We start from the raw sequence: 15774 nt of genomic DNA on the forward strand, positions 1-15774 counted from the left end.
GCACCGCTCAGCGTTCGACGAGGGGGTCGTGGCCCAGGTCGAGCAAGGAGTGCCGCCACTCGTCGTCGGCGTTGCCGCGCGGCGGCTTGGCGTCCATCAGCTCGCGGATCCGGTCGACCGCGTCCTGCATCACCTCGATGTCCTCCGGGGTGAGGTCGACCTTGCGCTTGGCCAGCACCTTGAGGATCTCCCGGCCCGGCTGGGGCAGGTCGAGGTCCGGGTTTGGCCCGAACGACTCTTCGCCAGAACCACGGGTCAGCAGCCAGCTGCGCAGCTGCGCAGACGGGACGTTGACCTCGGCGTGGAAGTCATCCCAGAGCACCTCCACCTCGGGGTCGATGCGAGTCTCGCGTGCCATCAGGTCTCCTCTCCGGGCGGCGGCCCGGACGTCTCCGGGTCCCCCTCGTCGGTCTTCGGATGCAGGCCCTCCGGCGGCACCCGCGTCCTCCTGGGGTTCGCGGTGGGCGGCGCCAGGATCGGATGGGGATGGTCGTCCTCGTCCCGGGATTCCGCGGCCTCGGCGGGCTCGTGCGGTTCCTCGGGTTCCGGCCGTCGCGCGGCCCCGCTCATCGCGGGTGTGTGGTCGTGGCAGCGGTGTACCCCCGCTCACCCGCGGTCACGTCGAAGGTGAGCGCGCCCTCGCGGGCGTCCACAGTGACCTTCTGCCCGGGTGAGATCGCCGACTCCAGCAGCATCCGGGACAGGTGGTTGTCCACCTCCCGCTGGATCACCCGGCGCAGTGGGCGGGCGCCGAATTCCGGCTGGTAGCCGTGCTCGGCGAGCCAGTCGACGCCGGCGGCGGTGAAGTCCACCTGGATGTCCTGGGCGTGCAGCCGGCGGCGGGTCTCCTCCAGCAGCAGCCCGGTGATCTGACGCAGCTGCTCGGCCTCCAGCCGGCGGAAGATGATGACCTCGTCGATCCGGTTGAGGAACTCCGGGCGGAAGTTCTCCTGCAGGCGGCGCATCAGCCGCTCGCGCAGCTCGTCGCTCTCCTGCTCGCTGCCCGGCGCGCCGGTGCCGAACCCGACGCTGCGCTGAGCGCCGGTGATCAGCTCGGAGCCGAGGTTGCTCGTCATGATCAGTACGGTGTTCTTGAAGTTCACCGTGCGGCCCTGGCTGTCGGTCAGCCGCCCGTCGTCCAGCACCTGGAGCAGGATGTTGAACACGTCCGGATGGGCCTTCTCGATCTCGTCGAGCAGCACCACCGCGTACGGGCGGCGGCGCACCGCCTCGGTGAGCTGGCCGGCCTCCTCGTAGCCGACGTACCCGGGCGGGGCGCCCACCAGCCGGCTGACCGTGTGTCGCTCCTGGAACTCGCTCATGTCCACCCGGACCATCCGGTCCGCCTCGCCGAACAAGGCCTCGGCCAGGGCGCGGGCCAGCTCGGTCTTGCCGACGCCGGTCGGGCCGAGGAACAGGAAGCTGCCCATCGGCCGCTCCGGGTCGGCCAGCCCGGCACGGGAGCGGCGCACCGCCTCGGCGACCGCGGTGACCGCGTCGTCCTGACCGACCACCTTCTGGTGCAGCTGACCCTCCAGGCGCAGCAGCCGGTCCCGTTCCTCCTCGGTGAGCTGGCTGACCGGGATGCCGGTGGCCCGGGAGACCACCTCGGCGATCTCCTGCGGACCCACCTCCGGCACCTGCGAGGAGGCGCCCTCGTCGCCGCTCGCGCGGCGCACCTGCTCCTCCAGCTCGGCGATCCGGTCGCGCAACGTGGACGCCCGCTCGTACTGCTCGTCGGCGACGGCCTGTTCCTTGTCCCTGCGTACGTCGTCGAGCTGCTGCTCCAGCTCCCGCACGTCGGAGGCGGGGGTGCGGGTGCGCAGCCGGACCCGGGCGCCGGCCTGGTCGATCAGGTCGATGGCCTTGTCCGGCAGGAACCGGTCGGTGACGTACCGGTCGGACAGCTCGGCGGCGGCGACCAGCGCCTCGTCGGTGAACCGCACCTGGTGGTGGGCCTCGTACCGGTCGCGGAGCCCGCGCAGGATGGCGATGGTGTCGTCGACGCTCGGCTCGGGCACCAGCACCGGCTGGAAGCGCCGGGCCAGCGCGGCATCCTTCTCGATGCTCTTTCGGTATTCGTCCAGCGTCGTCGCGCCGATCACCCGCAGCTCGCCGCGGGCCAGCGCCGGCTTGAGCATGTTGGACGCGTCCATGCCGCCCTCGCTGCCGGCGCCACCGGCCCCGACCAGGGTGTGGATCTCGTCCATGAAGATGATCAGCTCGTCGCGGTGCGCCCGGATCTCGTCGATCACCTTCTTCAGCCGCTCCTCGAAGTCACCCCGGTATCGGGTGCCGGCGACCAGGCCGGCCAGGTCGAGCTGCACCACCCGCTTGCCGAGCAGGGTCTGCGGCACGTCCCCGTCGCAGATCCGCTCGGCCAGGCCCTCGACGATGGCGGTCTTACCGACGCCGGCCTCACCGATCAGGACCGGGTTGTTCTTGGTACGCCGGGACAGGATCTCCACGGCCTGCTCGATCTCGTCGGCGCGTCCGATCACCGGGTCAATCTGGTCGGCGCGGGCCAGGTCGGTGAGGTCCTGCCCGTACTGGTCCAGCGTGGGGGTGCCCCGGTCCGGCTTCGGCCCCGTCATCGGGCCGCGCTCGGCGTTGGCGGCCTGCAACGACTCCGGCTGGATCCGGCCGGCCGCCAGCATCCGCCCGGCCGGCGACTCCGGGTTGAGCGGCAGCGCCATCAGGATGTGCTCGGGGCCGATGTAGTTCGCGCCCATCGCCCGGGACAGCTGGTGGGCGTCGAGCAGCGCCCGCTTGGCCGCCGGCGTCAGCGACAGGTTGGGTGGCACCTCGCCGCGGGGCGCGCCGTCGCCCCGCCCGCCGAGCGCGTTGAGCAGGGTGTCCGGGTCGGCGCCGGCCCGGCGTACCAGGTCACGCAGGGGTTCGCGTTGCAGCGCCGCCCAGAGCAGATGGTCGGTGTCCAGGTCGCTGCTCTGCCGTTGCGCGGCCCGCCGGGCCGCGTCGGCCAGCATCTCCCGCGCGTCGGCCGTCATCAGCCGGGTGATGTCGACCCGGTGCGCAGGTCGGCGTCCTCCCTCACCCCGGCCGAAGTACCGGGCCAGGAATTCGTCCCACGGGTCGGAGCCGAGGTCGCCGGGTCCCATCATGTCTGTCCTCCGCAGTTGGGTGCGGCACGGTCGCCAGGGGCTACCCGACGCGCGTGCCGACAAACGCCGCACGTGGCGGCGCACCGCCGTTGTGGGAGTGGCGTCGGGCGGGCGGCCGCCGGTGGTGGCAGGCTGACGGGATGGATGAGACCCCGCTGCTGATCGTGGACGGCGCCAACGTGGTGGGTTCGCGCCCGAACGGGTGGTGGCGGGACCGGGCCGGGGCCGCCGCCCGGCTGCGTGACTCGCTGGCGCCGGTGGCCTCTTCCGGCCTGCCGGACCGGCTGGCCGCCCCGGTGGAGGTGGTGCTGGTGGTCGAGGGGGCCGCGCGGGACGTGCCCGGCACCGACACGGTGCGGGTGGCCTCGGCGCCCGGCTCGGGTGACGACACCGTGGTCGACCTGGTCGAGGCTGCCCCGGGGCGCCGCCGGCTGGTGGTCACCGCCGACCGGGAGCTGCGCGACCGGGTCACCGCCCTGGGCGCCGAGGTGTACGGGCCACGCTGGCTACGCGACACGCCGGCGAACACCTGAGAGGCTCTCGCACTGGGACTCCCACAGAATGGACTCCCGGCGCATCCGGTCCGCAACGGGACGGGCGGGCAGGAACACCGACAGGGCGGATGTTCTCCCGCGGACGCCGATAGGCTCTAATGGAACTCTCCCCGCCCCAGGAGGTTCCGCCGTGGCGAGCGTCGCCGAGCTGAAGGCTGCCATCGATGTCGCCCTCCAACAGATCGGTGACGGGCAGACAGCCGTGCAGGCGGCCGGCGAGAAGCTGGCCGAGGCACAGCAGACCCTGGCCGGCGCGCTGGAGGGCAGCGGGCACGAGACGGTGGAGGCGGCCCAGGCCTCGCTGACACAGGCCAGCCAGGAGCTGGAGGAGTGTCTCGCCGCGACACTGGTCGCGGTGGAGCAGGCGCAGCTCTACGTCGCCACGCTGTAGGCCGCCATGTCCATCATCGAGGACGTCGGTGGGCAGGTCCGTGCCGCCAGCGAGGAGTTCCCGGTGGCCCTGCTCGGGCAGGCGCTGGAGAAGTTCGGCCTGGCCGCGGAGCGGCTGCGCTGGGTACGACAGGAGTCGGCCAACCCGATGGGCGTGCCCGAGCTGTCCGCCGCCACCGAGCATGCCGAGACCGCCGGTTACGCGCTGCGGGTGGCGCAGGAGCAGCTGTCGGCGTACCTGGCCGCGATCGGGCTGGCCGCGGACGGCGCGCCGCCGCCACGCCCGCAACAACGCGAACCCCGGCACGACGCGCGGCCGCCCGGCGGGCCCGCCACCGTCGCGCCGGAGCCGGCCGAGCAGGTCCGGCTGCGCCGCTGGTGGTCGGTGCGGGTGGCGGAGCTGACCGGTGGAGGCGAGGGCGGCGCCGACGAGCCCGACGAACGGCTGGACGACTCCCAGGAGCTGCTGCGCCGGGTGGTACGCGGGGTGCGCGCCGGCGACCGGGACCGGCTGCGCACCGAGCTGCGCCGCGCCCCGGCCGACGTGGGCCTGGGGATGGCGGCGCTGGCGCCGCCGCTGCTGCGCGAGCTGGCCGGCGAGCTGCTGGGCCACCCGCCCCGCGCCGCCGACCTCGGCCGGTTGCGCGGGGAGCTGGACGGACGCGTCCGCGACCTGCTGCCCGGGCTGCCGCCGCCGGTGCTGGAGACGCTGCTGGCCCGGGTCTGCCGGATGCCGCCACCGCGCGGTTCCGGCGAGCCTTCGCACGCCGCCGACTCCGCGGTGACGGCCGGCGTGGCGGCCGGGCTGCTGCTCGCCCGGCTCGGTCGGGACCTGCCCACCGCCGCCGGCCCGCAGGCCGCGGCCGCCGGGCAGCCGGTCGGCGCGGGGCAACGCCCCGGTGGTGCGGGCCCACAGCTCCGCGATGCCGGCCGGCAGCACGCCGCTGGGCCGCCGCGCGCGGGCGGCGGCCCGTGGCGGGACGCGCCGGCGCCGCAGCGACGCCGGAGCTCCGATGGCTGACCGGCGCGGCCAACTGGCCGCCCGGGTCCGGGGCACCCTCGCCGAGGCTCTGGGCGCCACCCGTACCCGGCTGTCCGCGGCACAGGCGGAGCTGACCGCCGCGCGGGACCGCCTGGCCCGGGTGCGCCGGGCGGCCGCCGCCGTACCGGATCGGGTCGGCGGCCAGCGGGACCACCGGCTGGCCGAGATCGACGCCCGGCACGCCGCCCGGATCGCCGAGCTGGCCCGCCACGCCGCCGACGCCGCCCGTCGGGAGGCGCCCGGCTGCGCCAGCGCCGACTGGCCGCAGTGGACACCGACGCCCACCCGCCGGGCCGAGTCGCCCGGCGCGCTGCGTGTCGGCACGGTCCGGATCGACGACGTCGACCCGGTGCCCGCGCTGGTGCCACTGCTCGACGCCGGGCACGTGCACCTCTCCGGGGACGACCGCGCCGGCTGCGACGCGGTGGTGGCCGCGCTGCTGCTGCGGGCCGTCGGCCGCGCCGACCCGGGCGCGGTACGGCTGATCGGATACGACCCCGAGCACCTCGGCGGCGGCCTGGCCGGGTTCGCCCCGCTGGGCACGGCGGGGCTGCTCACCTTCGTCGGCCCCGGCGGGCTGGGCCCCCTCCTGGACGACCTCGTCGAGCAGATCCGCCGGATCAACGAGACCGTGCTGGCCGGCGAGTACGGCTCACTGCGGGAACTGGCCACGGCGACCGGCCGCCGCCCCGAACCGTGGCGGGTGGCGGTGCTGCTCGGCGGCGACGAGCTGAACCGGCACGAGCGCGGGCAGCTCGACCGGGTGGTGCGGGCTGGCGCGGCGTGCGGTGTGCACCTGGTGGTCCGTGGCGTGCCGCTGCCGGAGGACCTGACGGTGACCCGGGTGGTCGCCGAGGCGTCCGGCGCCCGGATCGGCGGCCCGTCCGGCCTGCCGGTGCGGCTGGACCCGCCCCCACCGGCGGCGCTGATCACCGAGACCTGCCGGGAGGCTGCCGCGCGGGTGAAGGCCGGCCCGCCGCCGGCACCGTTCGCCGACCTGCTGCCTGCGCCGGAGCTGATGTGGCGAGAGGACTCCGCCGCCGGGCTGACCGCCCCCATCGGCGAGGGCCCGCAGGGCCGGCCGGTGCGGTTGACGCTGGGCGACTACCCGCCGCACGCGCTGATCGGCGGGCCGTCCGGCACCGGCAAGACCAACCTGATCTTCGCCTGGATCGGCGCGCTGGCGGCCCGCTACTCCCCCGCCGAGCTGGAGTTCTACCTGCTCGACTTCAAGGAGGGGGTGTCCTTCGCACGGTTCGCGAAGGGCCGGGGCGACCCGAGCTGGCTGCCGCACATGCGGTTGGTCGGGATCAACGTGAACACCGACCGGGAGTTCGGGCTGGCGCTGCTGCGGTTCCTCGCCGAGGAGCTGCGCCGGCGGGCCGACGCGGCCAAGAAGCACGAGGTGACCAAGCTGGCCGAGCTGCGCGCGGTCGACCCGACGGGGCACTGGCCGCGGATCGTCGCGGTGGTCGACGAGTTCCAGATGCTGCTGGCCGGCCGGGACGTGGTCGCCCGGGAGGCGGCGGACCTGCTGGAGGACCTGGCCCGGCGGGGCCGGTCGCAGGGCATCCACCTGGTGCTCGCCTCGCAGGACGTGCGCGGCATCGAGGCGTTGTGGGGCCGCCCGGCGCTGGTCGCCCAGTTCGCCCTGCGCATCGCGCTGCCCAAGGCGTTACGGATCCTGGCCGAGCGCAACGACGCGGCGCAGTCGCTGCCCCGCTGGCACGCGGTGGTCAACGCCGAGTCGGGCATGGTGGAGGGCAACGAGATCGCCCGGATCCCGGCGGCCAGCGACTGGGACACGTGGAGCGGACTGCAGAACCGGCTGTGGCGGATGCGCCCGTCCGACGCGGCGCCGGCCCGGCTCTTCGACGGCGACGCGATCCCCCGGCTGGCGGAGGCCCCGGACTTCCGGGCGCTCGCCGCTCCTGCCGACGGGACCGCGCCGCGCAGCCCGGTGGCCCTGCTCGGCGAGATCATCGACGTGCAGGCCCGCTCGGCGGCGCTGCGGCTGCCGCGCGCCCCCGGGCGCAACCTCGCGGTGCTGGGCACCCGGGTGGACGAGGCGTGCGCGGTGCTGGACGCTGCCGCCCGGTCGCTGGCCCGCCAACATCCGCCCGGCACGGCCCGGTTCTCCATCGCCTGTCTGGACCCCGACGCCGACCCGATGGCCCGCGCTCTCTACGACGACCTTGCCGACGACGCCGCCTGGTACGACGAGGAGACCGTCGGTGAGCTGATGGCCGAGACGGCCGACGGGCTGGCCGGCCCCGGCAGCCCGCACTACCTGCTGCTGTTCGCGGTGGACGCGGCGGCCGGGGCGCTGGCCGCGCGGGTGGGCAGCCGGACCGGCCTGGAGCAGCTGCGCCGGGTCCTGCACGACGGGCCGGAACGGCGAACCCATGTGCTGGCCTGGTGGCGGGGGGTGGCCCGGATGCGCGCCGACCTGGGCGGGCCGGCCGCGCGCACCGACCAGATCGGCGCTTGGGTGGCGCTGGACGCGCACGGCGGCGAGCTGGGCGCCTCGCTCTATCCGGGCACCGGCGGCCCGGACTGGTATCCCCGCCCGTGGCGGGGGCTCTTCTTCGACCGGGCGGTGCACCGCACCGGGCAAGTGATCATCCCCTATGGACCGTCACGATGAACCAACCGGTGGCCAGTGAGACGTACGCGGCCCAGCTGCGGCGACTGGCGGAGCTGACCGCCCGGGTGCGCGAACAGCGCGCCGAGGCGCACACGTGGTACGACCGGCAGTGCGCGGCGGCCGAACGGGCTGTCGCCGACGCCGCCGAGCAGGTGCGGCACGCCGAGGAGGAGCTGGTCGCGGCGCGCGAGCAGCAGGAACGGGTGGACGCGGAGGTGGCGCACCTGTGGCAGCAGTTGCGGGAGCGGCTCGGCGCCGGCGCCCGTCGCCTCGGTGGCCCGCCCACCCCGGTCGACGGTGGTGCGACGGACCCGGTGCTGCTGCTCAGCCGGGCCCGTGACCTGCTCGACCGGGCCGGCCAGCCGGGTGAGCTGCCCGGCTCGGTCAACCCGCTGCTGGCGCTCTGCGGGGTGGCCGGCGCTGTGCTGGCGTACGCGCTGGGCGCCGGCGCGCGTGCGCTCGGCGTCGGGTACGGCGGCGACCTCGCGGTCGGGATGCCGGTGCTGGCGCTGGTGGTGACCCTCCTGGGGCCACTGGTCGGCCTGGTGCCGGCGCGAATGGTGGCGGACCGCCGGCACGCGGTGCTCGGGCCCCGGCCGATCACCGTGGTGCTCGGCGCCGGCCTGCTCACCACCGCGCTGCTGCTGGTGCTCGGCCGCTGACCCGACCAGGCCGGCCCGACCGGGCTGGTGCCCCCGGCGGTTCGCGTTCAGGCCGGGACCAGCACGGCCTCGCGCAGCAGGCGGCGGGCCAGGGTGACCCGGTCGGCGTCGTCGGGCAGCCCGGGCAGGTCGCCAACCCGGGTGACCGCGCCGCTGAGCAGGACGCGGACCGCCGGCTCGCAGTCGGCGGGCAGGGTGATGGTGCGGTCGAACAGCCGCAGCGCCACCGTGTCCGTCCCGTGCGGCCCGAGCTGCCAGCGTAGGCCCGGGCGCAGGGTGAGCAGGGAGTCGGCGTCCAGTGCGGCCAGCGCGCCGGCCTGCGCGAGCGGCCGGATCGGCGCCGGGCGGGCGGCCGGCCAGGCCCGCTGCCGTAGCCGCGCGGCGACGGCGCCCGGATCGACGCGCAGCAGCCAGTCCCGTAGCGCCTCCACCGTCTCGGTCAGCTCCGGTTCGATGGCGTCCGGGTCGGCGACGTCGGTGCCGAACGGCAGGCTCGCCCGCAGCCGCTGGTCCTCGGCTGCGAGGGTGAGCATCTCCTCGACCAGGGCGTAACGGGTCAGCGCGCGGATGCCGATGGTCAGGTGCAGGGAGCTGGCCTCCTGCGCCTGCGCGCTGTGCAGCCAGCCGCGCGGCAGGTAGAGCGCGTCGCCGGGGGCGAGCACCACGTCCAGCGCGGCGGGGCCCTGCGCGGTGGCGCCGACCTCGTCGGCGCGGCCGCCCCAGGGCTGCTTCTCCAGTGGGTCGGGCAGCACCGGCGGGTGGATTCGCCAGTGCTTGCGACCGTCGACCTGGAGCACGAACACGTCGTGGGTATCGTAGTGGGTGGCGAAGCCCTGGCTGCCCGCGGGGGTGAGGTAGGCGTTGATCTGCAGCGGTTGGCTCAACGCGAGGCCCAGGTCGCGGGCGAAGTCGATCAGCGGCGGCCAGATCCGGTGCAGGCCCTGCAGCACCAGGGTGGCGCCGGAGGCGTACTGCTCCAGGACACGCTCGTCGAGCACCTGGTCGCTGATCTCCGCGCCGGCGCCGCCACCGCCGGTCCAGCGCGCCGCCGGGACGAGCTGCCCGTCCCTGGCGACGCGCAGGAAGGGGGTACGCAGACCGCGCCGGCTGAGCAGCTCGTCGGCGTCGGCGGGGCTGAACAGGTCGGTGAAGCCGGCCGGGTCGGGCAGCTCGGCGGCGCGGGACAGCAGCGGGGTGTGGCCCCAGTGCGCGGCGGCGAACTTGGCCGGTTCGACCGAGACGCAGCGGGCCAGCGCGGCGGCGGCGCGCACGGACGGAACCGCCGGGCGACCGTGGCCGCCCGGCGGGTCGAGACGTGTCATGACGCTGCCGTCACCGCGCGCCGCCGTCGGCGCCACCGTCCTGCTGGCCGGGGGTCGCACCGCCGTCGGCCGGGCCCTCCGCGCCACCATCCGCGCCACCGTCCTGGCGACCCGGGGTCGCACCGCCGTCGGCCGGGCCCTCCGCGCCACCATCCGCGCCACCGTCCTGGCGACCCGGAGTGGCACCGCCGTCGGCCGGGCCCTCCGCGCCACCATCCGCGCCACCGTCCTGGCGACCCGGGGTCGCACCGCCGTCGGCCGGGCCCTCCAGGCCGCCGCCGCCCGTGGTCTGCATGTCGTCATCGTTGAGTGCCATCGGTACTCCCTCGGGTGTGCCGCCCCGCCGTACGCCGGGGTTCGTCGTGCTGCGGGTGGTACCCCACGCGCGATCTTCTCTAACCCACACCGTAGACGCCGAACCGGGGCGACACGGGCGGTTCACCGGGCGGCGCGGATCGGTGCCAGGATGCAGGGGTGATCCTGGTGGGCACGTCCGGCTGGCAGTACCGGGACTGGCGCGGCCGCTTCTGTCCGAAGGGGCTGCCGCAGCGGCTCTGGTTGGAGCACTTCGCGGCCGGGTTCGCGACCGTCGAGGTCAACAACGCCTTCTACCGGCTGCCCGAGCGGGACACCTTCGCCGCCTGGCGGGCCCGGACACCGGACGACTTCTGCGTGGCGGTGAAGATGAGCCGCTACCTGACCCACATCAAGCGACTACGTGACCCGGCCGAGCCGGTGGCCCGGTTCCTCGGCCGGGCGACCGCGCTCGGTGACCGGCTCGGCCCGGTGCTGCTGCAACTTCCACCGAACCTGCCGGCGAACGTCGACGCGCTCGACGCGACGCTGCGGCTGTTTCCGGCCGACGTGCGGGTGGCGGTGGAACCACGCACCGCCGACGGACGCGGTGGCCGCCCCGCACGGCTGAGCCCGCCCGACGGTCGTCGGGCGGGCTCACGGCGTCACGGCAGCATCCGGGCCAGGTCCTTGGGCATGGTGTCCTTGACGTCCTGCCATTCGCCCTGGGTGACGTGCCGGCGCAGGGTGTCGAGCACCACCTGCGTCACCCGCTCCGGACCGCCCTCGACGTCGTACGGGAATCCTTGGCGCACCTCGTAGAGGAAGTCGTCCCGGTTGAGCTTGATCGGGACGTCCGAGGGGTTCCAGCCGTCGAAGTAGATCCCCCGGACCAGGATCGGCAGCTGCTGGGCGAACTCCACGCTCTCGTTCACCGGCAGCCGGTCCCGCAGCAGGTGCAGCACCGTGCGCAACGCCGCGTACGACTGGTTGCGGCGGTCCTTCGGCCAGCCGTAGGCGTTCTCGATGTCCTTGAGGATGAGGTTCGTCTTGTCCAGCGAGGACTCGAACGCCGAGATCATCGTGTCAGCCATCGGTCGACCCCCGTTCCGCGGTGTCCCACCGTTGGTCGTCCCTGCGCCGTGGCGGCCCCGCCGGGCCGCGTCGGGCCCGTATCGGACTGCCCTGCGGCGCGCGCCGGGCGTTGTCGGCCGTACCGACCACGTGCAGGACGGCACCACGCCGTCTATCCGCCACCAGTCGAACCGTCATCCCCGTCACCTCCGTGTCGTCTCCGGCGCCGGCCGCCGTCACGACCGCACGCACCTGCCAGCCTGCCCGTCCGGTGGGTGACCCGGCCCCACCCGGAACGGGTGAGCCGGACGACGCCGGTCAGTCCGTGCCGAGCAGCCCGGCGAGGGTCTTCGCGTTCGTCTGCGCGTAGTCGCGGTAGCAGTTGTTCATGAGCACGTGCGTCTGCCCGGCCTCGTCGGCCAGCTCGCGCAGCTTCGGCGCCCAGTCGGCCAGCTCCCGTTTGGAGTAGTGGTAGCCGAACTTCTCGTGGATGTCCTTGCTGGTCCACTTGTCGCTGTGGCCGTGGAAGCGCATCACGGCGAGGTCCGCGGTCGCGGCCAGCACCGGGGGCAACGACGAGCGATGGCCCTGCGGCATGTCCACACAGACGTACGGCAGCCGGTGCTCCCGCAGGAAGGCGAGCGTCTCGTCGGCGTTGGCGCCGTCGAACCAGGAGGCGTGGCGGAACTCGTAGACCGGCCGCAGCGGCGCGCAGCGCTTCGCCACCTCCAACAGGTACTGCTTGTTGTCCCGCTTGATGGTGAACCAGGGCGGGAACTGGAACAGCAGCGCTCCCAGCTTGCCCGCCTCGACCAGCGGGTCCAACGCGGACAGGAAGCGCGTCCACACCTCCTCGTACGCCTGCGCGGGCAGGTCGTCAGGGTAGATGTTCTTCTTGTCGGTCTCCGGGCGCAGGTCCTTGTAGAGCGCGCTGACCCGGGTGGGATGACCGGTCAGCAGGCTGAACGCCTTGATGTTGAACGTGAAGCCGGCCGGGGTGCGCTCGGCCCAGAGCCGTGCGGTCGCCTCGGCGGGCGGCGAGTAGTAGGTGGCGTCCACCTCGACCAGCGGAAACTGCCGGGCGTAGTACGCCAGCCGCTTCTCCGGCGTGTCCGCGGTCTGCGGATACCAGCCCGAGTCCAGCAGCGTGCGGTCGGTCCAGGACGCGGTTCCCACGAGGATGTCACCCATGGGTGGAGTCCATCGCGTCGTGGACCGACCGGCAACCGCTGGCGTCGCTCAGGCCGCCCGCCGCTCGCGGGTCTGCTTGCAGGCCACGCAGGTGGTGGCGGACGGGAAGATCTCCAGCCGCTCCACAGGGATCGCCGCCGAGCAGCCTTCACACCAGCCGTAGGTGCCCTCCGCGAGCCGGGCGAGGGCGTGCTCGTACTGGGCGCGGCGGTCGAGGATGGTGCGCAACAGGGACTGCGCGGTGTCGCGCTCGGCCGTCTTGGTGCCGCTGTCGGCCTGGTCGTCACCCGCGGTGTCACCGACCTCCACCAGCCGCAGCACCTGGCTCTGCAGCACGGCCTGCTCGTACTCCGCGGACAGCTCGTCGTAGCGCGCCTGGAGGGAGAGCCGGATCTCATCGATCTCCGCCTGGGAACGGCCCGTACCGACCGTGTCGTGGACGAGCATCGCTGCCTGCCTTTCCTGGGCCTGGTCTAGGTGAACCGGGATGCCGGCGGCACCTGGCCCCGGTCACGGTCGCATCTGGTGCGCGGGCGGTCACCCGCGCTCTGTGAGCCGGGCGAGTACCCGCCCGGGCAGTCGAGCAAACCGGCGAATTTGACCGAGACTCCGGGCCGGCGGCGGCAACGTCCGCGAGCGTTATACCTGTACCTCTGAGGTATATCTATGACTCTGAGGTATAACGCTCGTGAGCGTGTTGGGCTGGCACGAGGTTGGGCCGAGGAAACAGGGGCGTGTGGCAGCCGGACAGCGATGAGGTGCCGCGGCCCGCGGTTGTCAGGCGTCGGCGCCGGGCTCCACGAGTGCCGGGCGGCGGGGGTCGTCGGCCCGCACCACCACATCGGCGAAGCTGGCCGGGACGACCTCCTCGGCGTACCGGTCGAAGGCCGGCAGGGTCCAGTCCTGGGCCGGTTCGGTACGTCGGCGCAGCGCCGCGGCGGACAGCTCCAGGTGGATGGTGATGTCGAAGGGCAGGCCGCCGCCGAGCAGCAGCGCGCCGCTGACGAGGACCACGCCGCCCGGCGGCAGGTCGACGTAGCGGGCGCGGCTGGCCCGGTCGGCGACGGCGTCCCAGAGCGAGGGGAGCAGCCGCCCGGTGCCGCCGGGGCCGGCCGGGTCGAGGACCTCCCGGCGCAATCCGGCCTCGTCCACCCAGCCCTCGTAGTAGGCGTCCGGGTTGGTCCGGCCGAGTTCGAAGCGCAGCGACGCGGGACGGAGGAAGTCGGTGGCGCGTACGTGCAGCACCGGACGGCCCCGGGCGCGCAACGGTTCGACCAGCGCGGCGGCCAGCTCGTCCGGGCCGGCAGCGGGGGCGCCGTCCACCGCCACGCGCAGGCGCGCGGGCCCGGCGGCGGCGGTCGCGGCGTGGGTCGCGGCGTCGGCCAGCCGGCCGGTCAGCTCGGTGACGAGCAGGTCGGGCGAGATGGGGCGGATGCGCACCCTGACCATCCTGCCCCGGGCCGGGCGGGACGCCGGCGCCGGTCAGCCGGTCAGCCGGTGCGGTCGATGGTGACCCGGGCGTCGTCGGCCAGCCGGTAGCCCACGCCGTAGACGGTGGTGACCAGCGGGACGTCGACGCCCACCTTGCCGCGCAGCCGACGCACGTGCACGTCGACGGTGCGGACGCCGGCGTGCTCGTAGCCCCAGACGGCGTTGAGCAGTTGCAGTCGGGTGAAGACCCGGCGGGGATGCGCCACCAGGTGCAGCAGCAGGTCGAACTCCAGCCGGGTCAGCGGCAGCGGCTCGTCGTCGCGCAGCACCGACCGGGACGAGGCGAGGATGTGCAGGGCAGGAATGGTCGGGCTCAGTGCTCGGGCCGGCGACCGGTTGGCCGGCACCGCGTCGGCGCGGCGTTCGACCGGGACCGAGCTGGTGATCACAGCCTCGCCGCGTTCCAGCAGCTCGCGGGCCGCCTCCAGCAGCCGGCGTGCGGGCGGTGTCAGCGACTCCTCGCAGGCCAGCGGGATGGACAGCGTCACGGTGAGCACGGGCGCGGCGGTGTTCGCCGGGCGGCGCTGCCCGCCCGGCGGTCGACCGGGCACCGCGGGTTGGGACGTATGCCATCCGGCGCGCGACGAGGCGGGGCTGACCGACATGGTCCTCCTTGGCTGGTCCGGGTATCTCCCCACGGCCCGGGACGCCGCTTCATCGATGCTTCCCGGCGCCCGGGCGAGGGTCAAGAGGCGGCTGCGTTGCATGAATGTGACAATTGACGAACACATCGGAGCCACGTGCTCGCTCTGCGTACGAGGCCAGATGATTACAGCAGAGCCATCCGGATGACCCGATACGGGGGTCCCCGTCCGGTTCACCGCCGCCCGTTCCGCCGCCTATGGATTGAAAGTCGAAGGATGTTCAGCGGTTGCGGTCCACGCTGATCCACGCCTCGTCGGCCAGCCGGTAACCCACTCCGTAGACGGTGGTGACGACCGGCACCCCGGTCAGCTTGGCGCGCAGCCGGCGGACGTGCACGTCCACCGTCCGGGCAACCGCGTGTTCGTAACCCCAGACGTTGGCCAGCAGCTGAAGGCGGGTGAAGACCCGGCGCGGCCGCTCGGCCAGGAACAGCAGCAGCTCGTACTCGATGCGGGTCAGCGGGACGACCCGGTCGCCACGGCGGACCATCCGCGAGCCAGCCAGGATGCGCACCTGGTCCCCGTCGGCGGCAGACGGCTCCGCGCTGTCGGTGGGGGCCGGTCGCGACGTCGGCGGGACATCGTCGACGGTGCGCAGCCGGCCCTCCCCCGCCTCGGCCAACTCGCCGAGCAGTTGCACCAGCCGGGTCAGCCGGGGGCTCAGCGGCCCCGGGGCGAGGTCGAGGGTGATGGTCAGGGTCGGGCCGGTGCGCGGGCGGGCCGGCGCGGCCCGGTCGGAACGGCGCGCCGGGTGAGGGCGCGCGGGGATGGCGACGACGGACATGGTGCCTCCTGAGATGGCGGTACGCCCGCCACGCCCGGTGCGGCGTGGCGGTCAGCGGCGCGCCGGGCCGGCGGTGACCGGGGACGCGAGGGAGGACGCGCGGTGCAGCGGCGTCGGGCCGAGAGCGGGCAGGCCGGCGATCCGCCAGGCGGCGAAGCCGCCGGCCACGTCGGTGGCCCGGTGCAGGCCGATGTCCCGCAGGGCGGCCGCGGCGAGCGACGAGGTGTAACCCTCCTGGCAGAGGATCACCACCGGCACGTCGTAGTCGACCGCCTGCGGCAGGCGGGCCGGACAGCGCGGGTCGAAGCGCCACTCCAGCACGTTGCGCTCGACCGCGAGCGACCCCGGCACGACGCCGTGCGCGGCCCGCTGAGCGGCCGGGCGGATGTCGACCAGCAGCGCGCCCGCCCGGTAGGCCAGGTGCGCCCGCTCCGGGTCCAGCCGGTCGAGCCGGGCGCGAGCGGCGGCCAGGATCTCGTCGACGCCCCGGGAGCCCGGCGGCGGCACGGGGGCCGGACAGCGCTCGGCGGTTACCCGCATTCTCGGTTCCTTCCGGT

At 74.4% G+C, this 15774-nt stretch carries 17 protein-coding genes and 1 pseudogene; 6 read left to right on the forward strand and 12 right to left on the reverse strand.

Annotated features, from left to right (window positions below; translation table 11 throughout):
* Window positions 1–7: 7 nt before the first annotated feature.
* Genes ACWD5O_RS27050 through ACWD5O_RS27060 form a run of 3 tightly spaced genes read right to left on the reverse strand, consistent with a single transcriptional unit; the run spans window position 8 to window position 3122 of the window.
* The gene (locus ACWD5O_RS27050; RefSeq protein WP_354967690.1) at window positions 8–358 is read right to left on the reverse strand and encodes a DUF3140 domain-containing protein; all 351 of its coding nucleotides are present in this window, start codon (window positions 356–358) and stop codon (window positions 8–10) included.
* A complete protein-coding gene (locus ACWD5O_RS27055) occupies window positions 358–570 on the reverse strand; it encodes a hypothetical protein (protein ID WP_450086951.1) in 213 nt (70 codons plus the stop codon). The genes ACWD5O_RS27050 and ACWD5O_RS27055 overlap by 1 nt, the downstream gene beginning before the upstream one ends.
* Entirely contained in the window at window positions 567–3122 is a 2556-nt protein-coding gene (locus tag ACWD5O_RS27060) for an ATP-dependent Clp protease ATP-binding subunit (protein WP_354967688.1), read from the reverse strand. The genes ACWD5O_RS27055 and ACWD5O_RS27060 overlap by 4 nt, the downstream gene beginning before the upstream one ends.
* Window positions 3123–3262: 140 nt before the next feature.
* Here ACWD5O_RS27060 and ACWD5O_RS27065 point away from each other — a divergent pair, with 140 nt between their 5' ends.
* From ACWD5O_RS27065 to ACWD5O_RS27085, 5 genes are all read left to right on the forward strand, one after another.
* Entirely contained in the window at window positions 3263–3655 is a 393-nt protein-coding gene (locus ACWD5O_RS27065) for a PIN domain-containing protein (protein WP_354967687.1), read from the forward strand.
* Between the two features lie 151 nt (window positions 3656–3806).
* Window positions 3807–4067 (forward strand): hypothetical protein, encoded by a 261-nt coding sequence (locus ACWD5O_RS27070; RefSeq protein WP_030504016.1) that lies wholly within the window; start codon window positions 3807–3809, stop codon window positions 4065–4067.
* A gap of 6 nt (window positions 4068–4073) precedes the next feature.
* On the forward strand, window positions 4074–5087 hold the full coding sequence (locus tag ACWD5O_RS27075; RefSeq protein WP_450086952.1) for a hypothetical protein: 1014 nt from the start codon (window positions 4074–4076) through the stop codon (window positions 5085–5087).
* A complete protein-coding gene (locus ACWD5O_RS27080) occupies window positions 5080–7755 on the forward strand; it encodes an FtsK/SpoIIIE domain-containing protein (RefSeq protein WP_450086953.1) in 2676 nt (891 codons plus the stop codon). The genes ACWD5O_RS27075 and ACWD5O_RS27080 overlap by 8 nt, the downstream gene beginning before the upstream one ends.
* A complete protein-coding gene (locus tag ACWD5O_RS27085; protein ID WP_450086954.1) occupies window positions 7752–8417 on the forward strand; it encodes a hypothetical protein in 666 nt (221 codons plus the stop codon). The genes ACWD5O_RS27080 and ACWD5O_RS27085 overlap by 4 nt, the downstream gene beginning before the upstream one ends.
* 47 nt (window positions 8418–8464) lie before the next feature.
* On the opposite strand, the gene ACWD5O_RS27090 is transcribed toward ACWD5O_RS27085, so the two are convergent.
* Together ACWD5O_RS27090 and ACWD5O_RS27095 are read right to left on the reverse strand one after the other, a co-directional pair.
* Entirely contained in the window at window positions 8465–9739 is a 1275-nt protein-coding gene (locus ACWD5O_RS27090) for a cupin domain-containing protein (RefSeq protein WP_450086955.1), read from the reverse strand.
* 10 nt (window positions 9740–9749) lie between these two features.
* A complete protein-coding gene (locus ACWD5O_RS27095) occupies window positions 9750–10055 on the reverse strand; it encodes a hypothetical protein (protein ID WP_354967682.1) in 306 nt (101 codons plus the stop codon).
* A gap of 167 nt (window positions 10056–10222) precedes the next feature.
* On the opposite strand from ACWD5O_RS27095, the pseudogene ACWD5O_RS27100 reads away from it, so the two are divergent.
* Window positions 10223–10621 (forward strand): annotated as a pseudogene (locus ACWD5O_RS27100) (DUF72 domain-containing protein); the annotation flags it as partial.
* Window positions 10622–10698: 77 nt separating this feature from the next.
* On the opposite strand, the gene ACWD5O_RS27105 reads toward ACWD5O_RS27100, so the two are convergent.
* The 7 genes from ACWD5O_RS27105 to ACWD5O_RS27135 all read right to left on the reverse strand — a co-directional run bounded on the left by ACWD5O_RS27105 (window position 10699) and on the right by ACWD5O_RS27135 (window position 15757).
* Window positions 10699–11127, reverse strand: a complete 429-nt coding sequence (locus tag ACWD5O_RS27105) for a DUF2267 domain-containing protein (protein ID WP_354967681.1) — start codon at window positions 11125–11127, stop codon at window positions 10699–10701.
* A 298-nt stretch (window positions 11128–11425) separates the two neighbouring features.
* A complete protein-coding gene (locus ACWD5O_RS27110) occupies window positions 11426–12298 on the reverse strand; it encodes a DUF72 domain-containing protein (protein WP_450086956.1) in 873 nt (290 codons plus the stop codon).
* Between the two features lie 48 nt (window positions 12299–12346).
* Entirely contained in the window at window positions 12347–12745 is a 399-nt protein-coding gene (locus tag ACWD5O_RS27115) for a TraR/DksA family transcriptional regulator (protein WP_089021162.1), read from the reverse strand.
* A gap of 330 nt (window positions 12746–13075) precedes the next feature.
* Window positions 13076–13738 (reverse strand): uridine kinase, encoded by a 663-nt coding sequence (locus ACWD5O_RS27120; protein ID WP_450086957.1) that lies wholly within the window; start codon window positions 13736–13738, stop codon window positions 13076–13078.
* 50 nt (window positions 13739–13788) lie between these two features.
* Window positions 13789–14394, reverse strand: a complete 606-nt coding sequence (locus ACWD5O_RS27125) for a winged helix-turn-helix domain-containing protein (RefSeq protein WP_450086958.1) — start codon at window positions 14392–14394, stop codon at window positions 13789–13791.
* Between the two features lie 259 nt (window positions 14395–14653).
* Complete coding sequence (locus ACWD5O_RS27130; RefSeq protein WP_450086959.1) at window positions 14654–15217, reverse strand: winged helix-turn-helix domain-containing protein; 564 nt, start codon at window positions 15215–15217, stop codon at window positions 14654–14656.
* A gap of 51 nt (window positions 15218–15268) precedes the next feature.
* Window positions 15269–15757 (reverse strand): rhodanese-like domain-containing protein, encoded by a 489-nt coding sequence (locus tag ACWD5O_RS27135; RefSeq protein WP_450086960.1) that lies wholly within the window; start codon window positions 15755–15757, stop codon window positions 15269–15271.
* Between the last annotated feature and the right edge of the window lie 17 nt (window positions 15758–15774).

Source organism: Micromonospora sp. NPDC005161 (assembly GCF_053599855.1).